Annotated in this window: 15 protein-coding genes; 5 read left to right on the forward strand and 10 right to left on the reverse strand. The window is 69.5% G+C overall.

Going from position 1 to position 15805, the window contains the following annotated elements; all coding sequences use genetic code 11:
- Positions 1–161: 161 nt before the first annotated feature.
- Entirely contained in the window at positions 162–1964 is a 1803-nt protein-coding gene (locus U3653_RS10310) for an alpha/beta fold hydrolase (protein ID WP_323124044.1), read from the forward strand.
- A 74-nt stretch (positions 1965–2038) separates the two neighbouring features.
- On the opposite strand, the gene U3653_RS10315 is transcribed toward U3653_RS10310, so the two are convergent.
- Positions 2039–2833 carry an SDR family NAD(P)-dependent oxidoreductase gene (locus U3653_RS10315; protein WP_195079378.1) on the reverse strand — a complete coding sequence of 265 codons (795 nt, stop codon included), beginning with the start codon at positions 2831–2833 and terminating at the stop codon, positions 2039–2041.
- A gap of 63 nt (positions 2834–2896) precedes the next feature.
- On the opposite strand from U3653_RS10315, the gene U3653_RS10320 reads away from it, so the two are divergent.
- The 3 genes from U3653_RS10320 to U3653_RS10330 all read left to right on the forward strand — a co-directional run bounded on the left by U3653_RS10320 (position 2897) and on the right by U3653_RS10330 (position 5570).
- Complete coding sequence (locus U3653_RS10320) at positions 2897–3592, forward strand: TetR/AcrR family transcriptional regulator (protein WP_323124043.1); 696 nt, start codon at positions 2897–2899, stop codon at positions 3590–3592.
- A gap of 155 nt (positions 3593–3747) precedes the next feature.
- Positions 3748–5043 carry an FAD-binding domain-containing protein gene (locus tag U3653_RS10325; protein ID WP_195079379.1) on the forward strand — a complete coding sequence of 432 codons (1296 nt, stop codon included), beginning with the start codon at positions 3748–3750 and terminating at the stop codon, positions 5041–5043.
- Positions 5044–5084: 41 nt separating this feature from the next.
- Positions 5085–5570, forward strand: a complete 486-nt coding sequence (locus U3653_RS10330; RefSeq protein WP_323124042.1) for a hemerythrin domain-containing protein — start codon at positions 5085–5087, stop codon at positions 5568–5570.
- Positions 5571–5670: 100 nt separating this feature from the next.
- Here the strand turns inward: U3653_RS10330 and U3653_RS10335 are convergent, their stop codons facing one another.
- The 3 genes from U3653_RS10335 to U3653_RS10345 all read right to left on the reverse strand — a co-directional run bounded on the left by U3653_RS10335 (position 5671) and on the right by U3653_RS10345 (position 8444).
- Positions 5671–6561 carry a manganese catalase family protein gene (locus U3653_RS10335; protein WP_195079380.1) on the reverse strand — a complete coding sequence of 297 codons (891 nt, stop codon included), beginning with the start codon at positions 6559–6561 and terminating at the stop codon, positions 5671–5673.
- 183 nt (positions 6562–6744) lie between these two features.
- On the reverse strand, positions 6745–7815 hold the full coding sequence (locus U3653_RS10340) for an NAD-dependent epimerase/dehydratase family protein (protein ID WP_195079381.1): 1071 nt from the start codon (positions 7813–7815) through the stop codon (positions 6745–6747).
- Positions 7812–8444 (reverse strand): hypothetical protein, encoded by a 633-nt coding sequence (locus U3653_RS10345; RefSeq protein WP_195079382.1) that lies wholly within the window; start codon positions 8442–8444, stop codon positions 7812–7814. Before U3653_RS10345 ends, U3653_RS10340 begins: the two co-directional genes overlap by 4 nt.
- Positions 8445–8612: 168 nt before the next feature.
- Between U3653_RS10345 and U3653_RS10350 the strand changes: the two genes are divergently transcribed.
- Positions 8613–9440: an SDR family oxidoreductase gene (locus U3653_RS10350; protein WP_195079383.1), complete on the forward strand. Its 828-nt coding sequence runs from the start codon at positions 8613–8615 to the stop codon at positions 9438–9440.
- A gap of 21 nt (positions 9441–9461) precedes the next feature.
- Here U3653_RS10350 and U3653_RS10355 read toward each other — a convergent pair whose 3' ends face one another.
- From U3653_RS10355 to U3653_RS10380, 6 genes are all read right to left on the reverse strand, one after another.
- On the reverse strand, positions 9462–10811 hold the full coding sequence (locus U3653_RS10355) for a family 1 glycosylhydrolase (RefSeq protein WP_195079384.1): 1350 nt from the start codon (positions 10809–10811) through the stop codon (positions 9462–9464).
- Positions 10812–10927: 116 nt separating this feature from the next.
- Positions 10928–11632, reverse strand: coding sequence for a TerD family protein (locus tag U3653_RS10360; protein ID WP_324722360.1), 705 nt, complete (start codon positions 11630–11632; stop codon positions 10928–10930).
- On the reverse strand, positions 11629–12552 hold the full coding sequence (locus tag U3653_RS10365) for a phytoene/squalene synthase family protein (RefSeq protein ID WP_195079385.1): 924 nt from the start codon (positions 12550–12552) through the stop codon (positions 11629–11631). The genes U3653_RS10360 and U3653_RS10365 overlap by 4 nt, the downstream gene beginning before the upstream one ends.
- Before the next feature lie 11 nt (positions 12553–12563).
- Entirely contained in the window at positions 12564–14096 is a 1533-nt protein-coding gene (crtI, locus tag U3653_RS10370; RefSeq protein WP_323124041.1) for a phytoene desaturase family protein, read from the reverse strand.
- Positions 14097–14110: 14 nt separating this feature from the next.
- Positions 14111–15226, reverse strand: coding sequence for a polyprenyl synthetase family protein (locus tag U3653_RS10375; protein ID WP_195079387.1), 1116 nt, complete (start codon positions 15224–15226; stop codon positions 14111–14113).
- A 65-nt stretch (positions 15227–15291) separates the two neighbouring features.
- Positions 15292–15786 (reverse strand): DUF6764 family protein, encoded by a 495-nt coding sequence (locus U3653_RS10380; protein WP_195079388.1) that lies wholly within the window; start codon positions 15784–15786, stop codon positions 15292–15294.
- Positions 15787–15805: the final 19 nt, after the last annotated feature.

Here is a 15805-nt window from a genome sequence, read left to right on the forward strand (position 1 = left end):
GCTCGGGGCGGATAGTCGAATCTTGCAACGTTTGCGCTGGTCAACGAACTATTGCGAACGGGATACGCATCGTCGGATCCGGACGGATCGCGGTGCGTGCCGTGTCAGGCTGCTGCGGTCCGCAGTTCCGCAGCAACTGGCAGGAAGGATCGATGACGCCGATGTCGCAAGCAGATCCGATCGTCGGGACCACGTCCGAGCAGCTCGCGAGGATCGCGCTCCAGGGGCCATGGGACGCCGAGGGGCAGGTGCGCCCGGAAGCAGTGCAGTTCGCGTCGAACTTGGTCAGCGCCGTGCAGAAGCGCAGCGGCAGGGGGCTGGTGCCCGGCGAGGTGGCCGATCTCGTGGACCGGGCGCTGAACGTCGCCGTGCCGACGTTCCCGCGCATCGAAGGGGCGGGCGGGGTCGGGCTGTCGGCGCACCTGCTGCGGCAGACCACCACCCGGCCGTGCCCGCTGGTGGTCTTCCCCGCCGGGTGGACACCCGTCGGGTGGCCGTTGTTCGAGTACGCCTATCTCACCCTCGCGTCGAAGGGCTACCACGTGCTGGCCTACACGCCGCGCGGAATCGGGTGGACCGCCATACCGGGAACGGACATGCCGTGGTTCGGCACGTCCGAAGGCACCGTCGACGTCGCCGGTCCATGTGACCGGGCCGATGGCAAGAAGGTGCTCGACTACGCGCTGGACGCGCTCGATCCCAGCGGCATCGCCTTCATGGGTGAGTCCTACGGCTCGGGCATCAGCCAGCTCGTGGCCGCGCACGACGAGCGGGTCGACGTCGTCGTCGCCCTCAGCACCTGGGGCAACCTTGCCACCAGCTTGTACGACAACGGCACTCGCCATATGAAGGCCGTCGAGGGACTGATCGGCTTGACCGGCGGCGAGCAGGCGGAGAAGTTCGACGAAGCGGCGCTGGAGATTCTGGCCAAGTTCGACGAGGGCGTGGACATGGACCCGGTCGTCGACTGGGGCACCGAACGGGCGCCGGAGAGCTATGTCGGCTCCCGCGAGATCCCCACCTTCTTCTCCAATACCTGGCACGAGGGCCTTTTCCCGGTGAACCAGGTGCTGGAGACCTTCGAGAAGCTGCCTCGGCCGAAACGGCTGAACATGTGGATCGGCGATCACGCGGCCCCGGAGGGCCCCGGCTTGATCGCGCCGCCCATGCCGGGTGCGGGACCCAACCAGCCGCTGCGCGAAGCGTACGCCTGGCTCGATTACCACCTCAAGGGCGAGGACAACGGCGTCGACGCGTGGCCGGAGATCAGCAACCAGGTCATGTTCACCTACGTGACCACGCCCGGAGCCGGGGACGGCCAGAACGTGATCGTCGAACCGGCGCGGCGCGAGGAGAAGGCGTCGTGGGCCGACGTCACCACCGGCACCGAAGTGCTGACCTTGACCGATGTGCGCGAGGGCGGCGACGGCGCGCTGACTTCCGATCCCGCGACCGGATGGGAGCGCAGTTTCACGGTGGGCGAGCAGCCGGAGGTCGTCGCGATGGACAGGCTCATGACGACGGGGCAGCAGGAGTGGTCCGGCAATCCCAAGATCTATCGGATCGATGAGATCGACCGCGGCCATGCCCTCGTCTGGTCGACGGGGCCGCTGCTCGCGGCGCGCGGCGGCGTCGCCAGGCAGATCCGCGGCATTCCCCGGGTGCAGGTGACCATCGACAGCAGCGACGAGTCCGCGACGGTGATCGCCTATCTGCTCGACGTCGACGAGAACGGCGCCGCCCGGATCATCACGCACGAACCGAAGACCACCGAGTCGGCCCTGCCCGCCACCGTTTCGTGGGAGCTGCAGGCGGCCGCCTACGACGTGCCGGACGGCCATCGGCTGATGCTGGTGGTCGACGGCATGGATCCGCTGTATTCCAGCGCCAACAAGGTGGGTTCGACGATCACCATCAGCGCGCCGGACGGCGCCCCGTCCCGCCTGGAGCTACCGCTCGGCTGATTCCCGCGCGTGGCCCGGAACCGGCGACCGGGCCGGGCCACGCCGTGGTCGAGAACGGTGATGCCCAACCGAGTTCACCGCGTGCCGGACCGGGCCGGTTCGGAGATGATGCGGTTGGCTTTGGCCTTGACCGCGTCGGGCAGCACGTGGTTGGCGAGGCCGAAGGCCTTGGTCAGCAGCGAGGCGGCGAAGACCTGCTGTCGCCCGCTGAGCAGGGCATCGACGCCTTGGCGCGCCACATCGGCGGGATCGTCCTTGGGCAACCGGCCGATGCGAGTGGCGAGCATTCCGGCGCGACGGAAGAAGTCGGTGTCGGTCGGGCCGGGCAGCAGGGCCGTCACAGTGACCTCCGTGTCGCGCAGTTCTTCGCGCAGCGCCTTCGCGAACGACTGGATGAAGGATTTCGACGCGTTGTACACCGCTTGGCGGGCGCCCGGCATCGTGGCGGCGATGGAGGAGGTGAACAGCAGTTTGCCGTCGTTGCGTTCGACCATGTCGCGCAGGACGAGCTTGGTCAGATGAACGGTCGAGCGGATATCGAGGTCGATGACGGCCAGTTCGTCGTCGAGGTCGGTCTCCACGAAGGCGCCCCCGCGCCCGATTCCGGCGTTGAGGGCCACGGCGTCCGGCATCCGGTCGTTCTCGGTGGCCGCCCGATAGAGCTGTTCCACACCGTCGGCGGTACGCAGGTCGACCTGCACCGGCCGCACGTCGTACCGCGGGTCGTGCAGCGAGGCCGCGGCGGTCTTGACGGCCTCGTCTTCCGCCGCGATCACGACGTCGTAGCCGTGTGCGATGAACTGCCTGGCCAGTTCGAAACCGATACCGCTGGATGCTCCGGTGACTAGGGCGAGTGGTCTGTCGGTCATGTGCTGCGGCTACCCACTGCGGCCGCGCCCATACCCGGATGGGCGGCTCGGTAGTCTGCAGGAGTGTCCGCCGCGCCCGCCGACGCCGACGCACCGATCGTTCCGGTGCGAGACGGAGTGTTCTTCACACTTCCCGCCGCGCTGCCGCGGGGGCGGCACAATCTGGGGCGTGAGCAGGTGATGGCCGCACAGCGGGAACGGCTGCTGGTCGCCGCGACCGAATTGCTCGCGGCCCGCGGTTACGCCGGATTCGGCCCCACCGATGTCGCCAAGCGCGCCGGCGTCTCGCTGGCGGCCTTCTACGACGCCTTCGCCAACAAGGACGAGTGCATCTTCGCCGGTTACGACCGCTTCATCCAGGTGCTGCTGACGCAGCTGACGGGCGCGGACATCAAGGGCCGAGACCGCAGATCCATCGTCGCCGACGCGCTCGGCCAGTACCTCGGCTCCCTGCAGAACGACCTGGTCGTGGCCCGTGCCTACCAGGTGGAGATCGACGGGCTCGGGCCTGCCGCCCGGCGGCGCAGGCGAAAGTCGATCCGCTTGTTCGCCGAGTACATCCGCGCTCTGGTGCAGAAGGCGACCGCCGATCGGCAGCCACTGCTCTCGGTCGCCGCGTACATGGGCGTCGTCTACGCCGTGCGGCAACTGACCGCCGACGCGCTCGACGAGTCACAGGAGCCGGATCTGACCGCGTTGAGCGCCGACCTGGAGCCCTGGCTCACCGATCTGTTCCGCCAGCGCCGTTCCGGTACGTGACCGCGGGCGCAACTTGACATGACAGCCCCGGTCGCGCAGCATTGGCGTAAAGCCCCTTACTCCGATACCGCTCCGAATCGGCGTGGCACGCCGCCGAATGTCCGATACCGCCGTCGCCGATCCACGCGACGGAGGCCTGTCGTCGAGAATTCCGAATGGCCGTAACAATCGCACTCTTCACCCGTGACCTTCGCGTCCACGACAACCCGGCCCTGGTGGCCGCGGTACGCGAGGGCGCGGCGGTGGTTCCGCTCTACGTCGTCGACGACCGTCTCGTCGGCAGCGCGAAGCCCGCTGGGAACAAACTCCGTTTCCTATCCGCCGCGCTCGCCGAACTCGACGCCGAACTTCGCTGTGCCGGTGGCCAACTGGTGGTTCGCCACGGTGATTACGTCGAAGCGGTGGACCGGGTGGCGGCACAGGTGCACGCCGACAGCGTCCACATCGCCGAGGACGCCACCTGGTACGGCCGATGCCGCCTACGGGCACTGAGCGAACGGCTGGCGCGGCGCAGTTGCCTGCTGCACACCCATCCGGCCACCCTGACCGCCGTGGATCCCGCCGACTGCGGCCCGTACCGGCCCGACGACGAGGTTCCGGATTTCGCGACCTACTTCCGCCGATGGTTGTCAGCGCCGAAGCGGCGGCCGCTGGCCGAGCCGACGGAGCTGATCGTTCCCCGCATCGACAGCGATCCCGTGCCGAGATTCGACGAACTCGGCGACGCGGCCATCTCACCGCAGCTGGCGGTCGGTGGCGAGATCACCGGCCGTGCGCTGTGGCGGGGCTGCGTCGCCGACCGGCGGCAACCACGCGGCCGGGCCACCGGTGAGCTCACGCGGGAGGGCTGCGACCGACTGTCGCCGTATCTGTATTTCGGGTGCCTGTCCGCCGCCGAGATGGTGTACCACACCGACATGGCGACCACGGACGGGCGCGCTTTCCTTCGCCAGCTCGCTCGGCGCGACTTCCATCTGCAGTTCCTCGTCGCGCGGGCCGACATCGCACGGTCCGGTGAAGGTCCCGGCGAGCGGCAGGCGCACGATCCGGTCGTGGTGGGCGCCTGGCGCGACGGACGCACCGGATACCCGATCGTCGACGCGGGGATGCGGCAGCTGGCCGCGCAGGGATGGATGCCGGAGCGCGCGCGGGTGATCGCCGCTGGTTTCCTCACCACGACGCTGCGGGTGGACTGGCGGGTCGGGGCCGAACACTTCCGCCGGTGGCTGCTCGACGACGCGGCGAGCGACCGCTTCACCTGGCAGCAGGCGGGACGTCTCGACCCGGGAGCCGTCGGCACCGCGGAACGCTACGACCCCGAGGGCAACTACGTGCGGCGCTGGATTCCGGAACTGGCTTCCCTGCCGGGTTCGGAGATTCACCGCCCCTGGCGGCACAGCGTGCCGACCTCGATATATCCGGCTCCCATCGCGGGCAGGGTGAGCACGTAACCGGCCTGCCGGGCGGTTTCGCGTCCGGCCGGATCCGGCAATTGTTCGCCGAGACCGCCGACACCTCCGACCCCGTCGAACGCGAAAGCAAGTTCTTCGAGTTGCGGCGCCTGCTCGCGGTGCACGAGACCGCCGAGGAAGAGATCATCCACCCGCGCGCCCGGCGTGAGCTTGGGACGGCGCGTCCATCGCGGATGCGCGGCTGGAAGAGGAGAACAAGGCGAAAAAGCAGCTCGCCGAGATGGAGTCGCTGGACATCAGCTCGGTGGAATTCCAGGTCGGCCGAACTGCGCGAAGCGGTGCTGGCGCACGCCGACCACGAAGAACGGGAGGAATTCAACCGGCTGCGCGCGGAACTCGACGACGAGACCCTGCAGAGGTTGCGCAGAACCGTCGAGCTGGCCGAGACGATGGCGCCGACCCGGCCGCATCCCGGCGTGGAATCGGCCACCGCGAATGTCCTCGTCGGTCCGTTCGCCGCGATGATGGATCGCGCCAAAGACATGATCAGCAAGCCGCGGCATTGATCCGGACAGTGAGCGCGGCGCGCGGCATCAGTTGCCGCGCGCCGCGTCGCTGTGCGTCCGAGCGGCCGCCGGTTCGCCGCGGCCGCAGGCGCTGGAGAGGTCAGTCCGGGATGTGCGACTCGTGGGTGAACGGTTTGGTGCCCTGAACCGCGGGCTCGCCTTGCGGGTTGGTCTCCGCGCCGTGATTGACGCGCTCGTCGGAGTCGAGCCATTCGGTGACCGGATTGTCGATATAGCGCCACTCCGTGCCCGACGGCCACGGGCCCTGCCCTTCGTTCCAGGGACCGCGGGCGCTCGCCGCGCCGTTGGACATGTTGAACGCCACGTTCTGGAACCGATCGTCGCCGGGCAGCACACCGGGCGGGAAATTGACCGGCAATTCGTTCAGCGCGGCGGTGAACTGCTGGAAGTGGGCGACCTCGCGGGTCATCAAGAACGAAAGCGTGTCCTGCACACCGGGATCGTCGGTGAACTGCTTGAGATATTCGTAGACGATCTTGGCTCGTGACTCCGCCGCGAGATTGCTGCGCAGATCGACCGAAGGCTCACCGTTGGCGTCGACGTAGTTGCCCGACCACGGCACGCCCGCGGAGTCCTTCACCACGGGGCCGCCGCCGCTGAGCGAGAAATACAGCGGGTTCACCGCGACCTGGTGGATGACCTGATCGCGTCCAGCGGAGCTCGACACCATCGGCATCCAGTCGCACCGCTCGTTGGCCTGCTTCAGATCGTCGTTGAGCCCGTCGAGCAGCATGGTGATCATCGCGCCGACGATCTCGAGATGGCTGAGTTCCTCGGTGGCGATGTCCATGAACAGGTCGTAGGTTTTCGGATGTTTGCCACGCAGCATGAACGCCTGGTTGAAATACTGCATGGCGGCCTTCAATTCCCCGTTGGCGCCGCCGAATTGTTCCTGCAACAGGGTCGCGAAGCGCGGATCCGGACGGTCCACGCGGACTTCGAACTGGAGATCCTTGTTATGGGTGAACATCGCTCTCCTTACCAATATGGTCGGCTGTCCGAAATGGCTTTCACTGCCTAACCCAGCGCATGACGAGCAAGAGACGCGTTGCTTGTTCGCTGGCGACGATACGGGTTCGCATCACCGGTCGCTCGCAGCGACACGAGCTGCGGCCAGAGGCGATAACCCCTTGTCATCCCCGGTTTCCGGCGGTCAGCGCCGGTGCTCGCCACCGGGCCGCTGATCCTGGTGGGAAGGACGCCCGAGCCGTATCTTCCGGTCGGGGGCCAGCGGCGGGCTGTAACCGGTCCTGGCGGCGCGCATGGCGGAGACCAGCTCCGCGCCGGTCTCGTGCGCGGCGAAGCGAGGCGCCCAGCCGAGTTCGCGACGGGCTTTGGACGAGTCGATCAGGCACGCTCGGTCGGCCAGGGTCAGCCACGCCGGATGCAACGGCAGCAGCCCGGCGCGCCATCCGGTCCATGCGGCGGCATGAAGCGCGCGCCGAGGCGCGGGCAGACGGAAGCCGCCGAACATTCCCGCGAGCGCGTCCGCGCCCAGGCACGGTTCGGCGGCGAGATTGAACGCCCCGGTCGCACGCTGGTGCGCGATCCGCCGGATCGCCGCAGCCACATCCGCGCTGTGCACCAGTTGCAGCCGCAACTCGCGCCACAACGGCACGGGGGCCAGGCGTCCGCCGACCAGCCGTCGCGGCAGCCACGGCGGCAGGATCCAGTCCGCCAGTTCCGCCGCGGCCTCGGCTTGCGCGATGCCGCACGGACGGATTCGCGCCGTGCGGATTTCCGGGTGGCCCGCCGCGAAGGTGTCCAGCTGTGCTTCCAGCTCCGCCTTGCCCGAGCTGTACGCGCTACCGGGCACGCCGGACAGCCGCCATTCCTCCGATACCCGCCGCCATCGCTCCGCGGGGGTGTAGGCGGCGCAGGAGGAGGCGGCGATGAGCTGGGGCACCGCCGACCGCGCCGCGGCGCGCAGCACGTTCTCGGTGCCGAGCAGGTTGGTCCTGCGCATCGGCGGGTCACCGCGGCGCGGATGGATCGCCCACGCCAGATGCACGAGCACGTCGGCGCCCGTACAGGCGGCCCGCAGGGTCTCGACCGCGTCGGCGGCGCCGATATCGCAGGACACCCACCGGACCCCCGCGTAGGGTTCCCTGGTCCGGTCCGGTGTGCGACGGGCGATGCCGACGAGTTCGCAGTCGTCTGCACGCAGTGCCCGCAACAACGCCGTCCCGACGTTGCCGCTCGCGCCGGTGATCACCACCTTCATGCGCCGCGCCGCTCGGTTCCGTCGCGACCGGAGAGGGGCGGCGGGATGAGCAGGCCGCTGTCCCACGCGCGCTCGATCAGTTCGCCGACGTCGATGCGCCGGATCTGTTGCACCTCCTGGCTGGCGAGCAGCTCACGCAGGTACGCGACGATGTGGTCGGCCACCACGGCGCGGACGTCGCCGAAGCGATCGATCACCTTGGCGGCCCGGTCCAGCGGAAGAATCTCCACGTCGACGTGTTCGGTTCCCACGTCCTCGGTGTACACCAGCAGCGTGCACGCGTCCTCCGGCAGCAAGGCGAAACGCAGGCGAACGGCGACGGCGCCCGCGAAACGGGCGACGACACCGATCATGCTGATCCGCAGCCGGAGCATGACCGGCACCTCCACGCCGACATCCCAGCCGTCGGCTTCGCAGGGGGCGGCACGCACGATCCCGGGACGTCCCTCCACGGCCGCGACCGCGAGCCGCGCCGGACCCACCCTGATCGGTCCCGCCTCGATGCGGTCGCCCACGACCAGTTCCACCACCGAGGCGATGCGTTCGGGCTTCGCGGCGGCGCGCAGGACGGCCCGCGCGAACTGCTCGGCCGTCGGCACCGCCGAATCGTCGTCGCGTACGTCGGGCATGGCCACCTCCTTCCCACGGCGCGAGTACCCCCGCACCGGGAAAGAATGTGGGTTCGGGCTGGTCGAGTGCGTAACGCCGGATCGGCGATGCGAAGGTGGGGCAAATGGTCACGTCCGGGGCGGCAATGAGCGGGGTGTGGTCCGGGGCCGCCCGGGTAGTCGCGGGACATGGCTACTACAGCTCCACTTCCGGAAGAACGAGCGGGAACTCCGCGCCGAGCCGTGGTGACCGGGGGAGACTCCGGTATCGGCGCCGCGATCGCCGTCACCCTCGCCGCGGGCGGCGCCGATGTCGGGCTGACGTTCCACAGCGACCGCAGCGGTGCGGAGGACACCGCCGCGCAGGTACGCGACCAGGGCAGGACCGCCGCGGTGCGCCGTCTCGACTTGGCGGACCCGTCGTCCGCCGGTCCGGTGATCGATGAACTCGCCGGCGAACTCGGTGGCCTCGACGTGCTGGTGAACTGCGCCGGAACCGGCTCGGCGCAGAAGGCGATGGACATGGACTTCGACACCTGGCGGCACGTGCTGTCGGTGGACTTGGACGGGGCGTTCGTCTGCTCCCAGCGCGCCGCGGCGCACATGATCGCAGCCGGTGCCGGTGGCAGGATCATCAACATCACCAGCGTGCACGAGCACGTTCCCCGGGTGGGCGCCGCACCGTACTGCGCGGCAAAGGCGGGGCTCGGCGCACTGACGAAAGTGCTGGCGCTGGAACTCGCCGAACACGACATCACCGTGAATTCGGTGGCGCCGGGCGAGATCTCCACGCCGATGACCGGGCAGGAAGACGTCGATCCCCGTGAGCAGTCCCGTCCCGGGGTGCCGCTGGGTCGAACGGGGCACGCGAAGGAAGTCGCCGCCGTGGTCGCGTTCCTCGCCTCGCCGGAGGCTGGCTATGTCACCGGGGCGTCGTACCTGGTGGACGGCGGCATGCTCCTGATGGGCCCGCAGGCCAGCACCCTGCTGACCGACGAGAAATGGCGCACGCCGTGACCAGGCCGGCGCGGGCAGCGCCTACCGTTCCGACACCGGAGTCAGGCAGCTGGCCGGTGGATCGACGAACACGCACAGGGCCGGGCCGCGGGTGGGACGGTAGCCGTCGGGCACTCCGCCCGCGGCGATGATCTGCGTGTAGGCGCCGACGGCGTCGGTGGGGCGGCGGGTGAGCGAGGGGTCGGTGCGGACGTCCACGGTGTAGAGGCCGAACCGGGGCGTGTAGCTTCCCCATTCGTAGTTGTCGGTGAGGCTCCAGTAGTTGTAGCCCATGACGTTCATGCCGTCGGCCTTGGCGCGCTGGAGCCAATAGACGGTGTCGCGCAGGTGATCACCGCGCAGATAGCCGTCGGCGCGCGGACGGCCGTCCTCGGTCGGCATCCCGTTCTCGACGACGTAGAGCGGCTTACCGGGCAACCGGCGCGAATAATACTGCAGCGCATAGTAGATGCCCTCGGTGCGCAACGGCAGTTCCCAGATGCGCGGCCCGGGCAGTGTCGGCATCGCCGAGCCGCTGGCGCGCACGATCGACTCGAGCAGCGACTGCGCCGGGTCGAAGGCGAAGTAGTAGTCGACGCCCACGTAGTCGAGCCGATCGGCGATGCGGTCCATCAGCGGGCCGTTGACCTGCGCCTCCGAACCGGCGACGTAACCCATGTTGCTGGTCACCTGTGCGCCCGGCTGCTTCTGGTGGATGTAGTCGTAGATGGCGTTGTGCGCCTGCGCGACCCGGTCGAGCATCTCGCCCGCGTCCGCGGCGCCCCGGCGGACCTCGTGCATGATGTAGGCGACGGGCTCGTTCACGGTGACCCACAACGGGTTGCGCGCCGCGTAGCGGTCGACGACGGCGCGCATATTGGTCAGCCAATCGTCGACCATGCGCGGATTGCGCCAGCCCCCGCGGTCGACGGCCCAGCCGGGGTACACCCAGTGGTCGAGCGTGATCATCGGTCGCATGCCGGCCTGTTCGACGCTGGAGACGACCGCGTCGTAGAAACGGAACGCGCCCTCGTCCCACACCCCAGGCGCGGGTTGCACTCGGGCCCACTCGATCCCGATCCGGAACACCTGGACACCGAGGTCCGCCGCGAGCTGGATGTCGGAAGCGTAGCGGCCGTAGAAGTCGACCGAATCGCCGAGCCCGTCGTAGCCGGGGGTGGAGCCGACGTATCGCGTCCAATTGCTGTCGGGCGCATGGCCTTCGGACTGGAAGCCGGAGGTCGATACGCCCCACAGGAAGTCGCCGCCCAGCGCAGGTAGGCCCGCGACCGGCTGTATCTGCGGGGTGGCCGCGGATTGCGCGGCGAGCAGCAGCGTGGTTGCCGCGGCGGCGAGCGCGGCCAGGACGGACCGACGGAACCGAGATCGCATTGGCCCAGAGTAACCGGGGGCCCTGCGCCGATGACCGGAATCCGCGTATCGCAGCGATTCGAAGACGCGAGTGCGCGGTCGGCCGACGCAGGCCGCGTCGGGTGGCACAGCGGGCGCTACTGCATGGCGAAGCGCAGCAGCGCTTGCATGTCGCCCTGCTTGATCTTGCCTTGGCGATTGAGCACTTCCAGTTGCCACTGAGCGCCGTTGCGGAAGGCGCGAGCGACCGCGTTGGCGTTGTCGGTGCCGAGCAGCGATGGCCAGATGTCGGCGACTTGCTGGCTGTTTCCGCCGGTGGCGTCGTAGATCTTGAAGGAGATGTTGTTCGCCTTGTCGAAAGAGGAGCCCTTCTTGAAAGCGGCCGCCACGAAGATGATGGCGTCGATCGCGGTGGGGACGTCGGCGAAGGTGACGTGGATGGTCTCGTCGTCGCCGGAGGCGGCGCCGGTCTGTTCGTCGCCGGTGTGCGCGACCGCGCCGTTGCCCAACGGGTCGAGCGAATCGAGTCCCGCGAAGCGCACGGGATCGTTGCCCTGCATGAGGACGGCGATCAGATCGAGGTCGACACCGCGTTTGCGGCGTGCCCAGCCGAGCGCGCCGCCGCTCGTTCCGGACGACGGATCCCAGCTCACTCCGACACTCAATTTCGTGATACCGGCGAGGTCCGCGGCACCGTCTTCTTTTCTGAGCGTAATCACGACATCAGGATACTGACGACGAGCCGCGCCGCCCGGGATGACGAATCCGCCTGCGGCGCAGGGGCGGTGCGCTGGGCATCGGACCTCCGGCGCGGGATGCGGCACTGTCGCCGTGACGATCACCGATCCGGTCGGCGCGCCCGCCACGCCTGGACCAGTCCGGCCGCGCCGACCCGTGCTCGCCGCCGGTTCGGCACGGTCGCGCGGTGATCGAAGACGGCGTAGTCGCTGGCCTCGATGCGGTCGAGGATCTCCGAGTACAGTGTCTTCGCCGTCGTGACGCACGGTCGCGAACGGCGTTGCAGCAGCGCGATTCCCGCGTCCGCGAAGCGGTAGATGTCGCGGGTGCGGGCGATTTGCGCTGCCAGGGCTCTGCGTACCCTGGGCTCGGTGCGCCGTCGGGCCGCGCACCAGCGCAGGAGATCGCGGTCGACGTCGAAGGCGGCGAGTTCGTCGGCGGGCAGATACACCCGGTCGCGCAGCAGGTCTTCGCCGATGTCCCGCAGGAAGTTGGTCAGTTGGAACGCTTTGCCGAGCGCGGCGGCGTACGGCGCGGCCTCCTCGGCGCGAGCGGCGCCCAGGATCGGCAGCAATTGCAGTCCGATCACTTCGGCCGACCCGTAGACGTAAATGTCGAGCGCGGCGCGATCGGGATAGTCGGTCACGGTCAGGTCCATTCGCATCGATGCGAGGAACGCGTCGAACAGCACCGCGGGTATGCGATAGCGATCGGCGGTGTCCAGCACCGCGGGGAGAACGGCGTCGGCGTCGGCGGCGCGGTCGCGGAAATGCCCGGCGAGCGCCTCCAGTCGCAGGGAGCGTTCGGTGACATCGCGACCCGGGTCGAACTCGTCGAGGATGTCGTCGGCGCGGCGGGCGAATCCGTACAGGGCGTGTACCGCGGGGCGCTGATCCGGCGCGAGCAGGCGGGTCGCCAGGAAGAAGGTCTTCCCGTGGCTGGCGTTGAGCCGGCGGCAGTACCGGTAGGACCGGTGCAATCGCTCGTCGCCGGGCCGCGTGGTGTCGAGGTCGGTGCGGGTCATCTGGATTCCCATCACAGTCGTTCATCGATGCGGCTGGTGGCGAGCGCGGAGACGATGCGGCGCGGGCGCGCGGGGCGCGGGCCGGTGACGCGATCCGCGGCCAATCGGCCGGAGATCAGCACCGGGGGGATTCCCACTCCCGGCACGGTGGAGCCACCGGCCAAGACCACATTGTCGATGCCGCGAATCATGTTGGCCGGTCGGAACGGACCGGTTTGGGAGAACGTGTGCGCCAGCGCGAACGGGCTCCCGGCGAGCATGCCCCGGCGCGCCCAGTCGGCGGGTGTGTCCACGCGCAGGATCTCGACTTCGCCGAATCGTGCGCCGAGACGATCCTGAGCGACCTCCAGCATCCGCGCGGCATAGCCGGTTCCCGACCGATCCCAATCGATGCGGCCGCGCTCGAGGTTCGGCGCCGGCGCGAGCACGGACAGCAGGTCCCGTCCCGCCGGCGCCAGCGACGGGTCGGTAGCCGTGGGCCGGGTGACCAGCAGCGAGGGATCGCGCATCACCTGGCCGCGGACGATGATGTCGCGGAACGACTCCTCCCACGCGCCGCCGAACAGCAGGCTGTGATGCGACATCTCGATCGTCGGCGCGCAGCCGAGATGGGCGATCACCGCCGACGGCGCGGCGGTCAGCGGCGCCGGACGCCGGGGTGTGCGCGTGACCAGGCGATAGGTCTCGTGTAGCTCCGTCGTCAGCACCACCGTGTCGCACGGGATGCGATCGCCGTCCGTGGTGTGCACCGCGGTGATCCGCGAACCGGCGCGCTCCAGCGCGGTCACGGCGGCGCCGTAGCGGAATCGGACACCGGCCCCGGTCGCCGCGTCGGCCAGCGCTGCCGGGAGCGCGCGCATCCCACCGCGCGGGAAGAACACACCGCCGATGGTGTCCATGTAGGCGATGACCGCATAGGCGGCGAGCGCCCGGCTGGGCGCCACACCCGCGTACAGCGATTGAAACGTGAAGACCCGCCGCAGTTCGGGGTCGCGAATGTAGCGCGCGACGGCGCGATCCCATCGCCCGAAACCACCGAGGGCGATCAGCCGGGCGAGCGCCGGCGTCACCATGGACAGCGGTGAGTCGAAATTCGCGGCGATGAACCGGTCCATCTCCACTCGGTACAAGCGCGTCAGCCAATGCCGCAGGCGGCGATAGCCGTCCGCCTGCTCAGGGCCGCAGAACCGGCGGATCTCCTCTTCCATGCGCTCGGCATCGGCGTGCACCTCGAGCGTGCGCCCGCCGGCGAAATGCGCCCGATACGCCGGTTCCACCGGCTCGAGCCGCAAGTGGTCGGCGGTGCGTGCGCCCGCGGCCGCGAAGACATCGTCGACGATCTCGGGCATGGTCAAAACCGTCGGGCCGGTGTCGAGGCGATAGCCCGCCGGATCGGCGTACCCGGCTCGGCCGCCCGGTACCGCTTCGCGTTCCACGACGATCACTTCGCGAGAGCGGCCCGCCAGATGCGCGGCCGCGGACAACCCCGCGAGTCCGGCTCCGACCACCACCACCCGGTCGGTCGCTCCTTCGACGATGCGCATGTGCAACCTCCTGGTCATGCGACGCGTCCGGTGCAGGCGAAGGCCATGTGCGCCAAGGCGGCGCGCAGCGGTGCGGTGAGATCGGCGGTGCTCAGGGCGTCCACCGCGCGGGCGACCAAGTCGGCGATCATCGTCTCGATCCGCTCGGGCGCCCCGGACTCGATGATCAGGGTTCTGGCGCGGTCGATCTCCACGGGGCGCAGCCGGGGGCGATGCAGCAGGAAGGACAATTCGGCCCGCGCCGAGTGGGTCGCCATCTCCCGCGCGAGGACCACCACGCTGGTCGCGGTACGTTCCGCGAGGTCGCCGTCGGCGGGCTTGCCGGTCACGGCCTGCGACCCGAAGATGCCGAGTATGTCGTCCCGCAACTGGAAGGCCTCGCCCACCGCGGCGCCGTACCGGCCCAGCGCGTCCAGGACGGTCGCGGGACAGCCTGCCATCGCGGCCCCCATCTCCAAGGGGCATCGCACCGTGTAGTTGCCGGACTTGACCCGCGCGATCGCCAGCACCGAGGCCAGCGCGGGCTCGGTGCGCGCGTCGTTGAGCAGATCCGCGAATTGGCCGGTCGCCAGTTCCACCCGCATGGTGTCGTAGCGCGGCCACGCCCGCGCGAGCGCGGATTCGGCGAGCCCGCTCTCCCGGAGCATCTGCTCGGCCCACACCAGACACATGTCCCCGAGCAGGATCGCGGCGGACTCGCCGTACCTGGCGGCGGAGCCGGGCGCCCCGATGTCGCGGTGGGCCCTGGCGAACCGGACATGCGCCGCCGGTGCGCCGCGGCGCGTCGCGGACCGGTCCATGACGTCGTCTTGGAGCAGCGCGAACGCGTGCAGCAGTTCCAGGCCGGCTGCCGCGCGCAGCGCCGCCGGGTCGTCCGGCGCGCCGCACCGCCAGCCCAGGTACATGAACGTCGATCGCAGGCACTTCCCGCCCATGGCGTATTGCCGCAGAATGTCCTCCGCGCCCAGGCGGCGAAGCGGCGCGGGGCAGGCTCGCGGGACGAAATCGCCCAACTCGGCGAGCACCGCCTTCCGCACCGTCTCCCGCCACAGCGAGATGGGGGTGGTCGCGAGGGCCGGCAGGTCACCGGCCGGTTCGCGCACTATCGATTCCGACCACACGATGTTCATTCGCGCTTTCCTTCCACGCCTCGGGCAACCACCCGCACGTCTGACATGCTGCACATAACGATGCATTATCGAGGCGAGAAGCAGGCCTGGCCTGTCTGGAAATCGCCCGCGAACCCGAATCCGCCGCCGCAGGTCGGCGCGGTGACGCCGGTGACCGCGACCGTCGCGCCAGGGCCGGCGATGCCGATCGACAGTCCCGGGCGCACGCCGCTGGTCGTGACTCTCGCGTCGGGTCCGACGGCTACCGCGGCCGGACCCGACAGGAACGTCGAGTTCGAGGTGGCGACGCCGCCGCCCTGCGCGATCGCCAGGGAAAGGCTGCTCGGAGCTGCGTCTGCGCTGGCTGCCGCCTCGATGCCGTAGGCGGCCGCAGCGCCTCCCGTGTCGCTGCGCGCCGCGCACGATGCCGTGCCGTCGGCGCTCTGGGTGGCGGCGGGGCCGGGTGCGGGGCACGCCGCCGGAGCGGCGGTGGCGGCTGGTGCGGTGAACCACATGCCCAGCCATGCCGCGCCGACGGTGGTCGTCAGCCCGAGTGATCGGGTGAAAGTGCGTCCGTTCATGGCGCGTCCTCCTCGGGAA

It is taken from the genome of Nocardia implantans, assembly GCF_035544775.1.
Lineage (GTDB): Bacteria > Actinomycetota > Actinomycetes > Mycobacteriales > Mycobacteriaceae > Nocardia > Nocardia implantans.

Excerpts from the sequence above, each read along its gene's own strand:
- U3653_RS10310 (WP_323124044.1), top strand. The coding sequence starts at position 162 with ATGTCGCAAGCAGATCCGATCGTCGGGACCACGTCCGAGCAGCTCGCG.
- U3653_RS10315 (WP_195079378.1), bottom strand. The coding sequence starts at position 2,833 with ATGACCGACAGACCACTCGCCCTAGTCACCGGAGCATCCAGCGGTATC.
- U3653_RS10325 (WP_195079379.1), top strand. The coding sequence starts at position 3,748 with ATGGCCGTAACAATCGCACTCTTCACCCGTGACCTTCGCGTCCACGAC.
- U3653_RS10335 (WP_195079380.1), bottom strand. The coding sequence starts at position 6,561 with ATGTTCACCCATAACAAGGATCTCCAGTTCGAAGTCCGCGTGGACCGT.
- U3653_RS10340 (WP_195079381.1), bottom strand. The coding sequence starts at position 7,815 with ATGAAGGTGGTGATCACCGGCGCGAGCGGCAACGTCGGGACGGCGTTG.
- U3653_RS10345 (WP_195079382.1), bottom strand. The coding sequence starts at position 8,444 with ATGCCCGACGTACGCGACGACGATTCGGCGGTGCCGACGGCCGAGCAG.
- U3653_RS10350 (WP_195079383.1), top strand. The coding sequence starts at position 8,613 with ATGGCTACTACAGCTCCACTTCCGGAAGAACGAGCGGGAACTCCGCGC.
- U3653_RS10355 (WP_195079384.1), bottom strand. The coding sequence starts at position 10,811 with ATGCGATCTCGGTTCCGTCGGTCCGTCCTGGCCGCGCTCGCCGCCGCG.
- U3653_RS10365 (WP_195079385.1), bottom strand. The coding sequence starts at position 12,552 with ATGACCCGCACCGACCTCGACACCACGCGGCCCGGCGACGAGCGATTG.
- crtI (WP_323124041.1), bottom strand. The coding sequence starts at position 14,096 with ATGCGCATCGTCGAAGGAGCGACCGACCGGGTGGTGGTGGTCGGAGCC.
- U3653_RS10375 (WP_195079387.1), bottom strand. The coding sequence starts at position 15,226 with ATGAACATCGTGTGGTCGGAATCGATAGTGCGCGAACCGGCCGGTGAC.
- U3653_RS10380 (WP_195079388.1), bottom strand. The coding sequence starts at position 15,786 with ATGAACGGACGCACTTTCACCCGATCACTCGGGCTGACGACCACCGTC.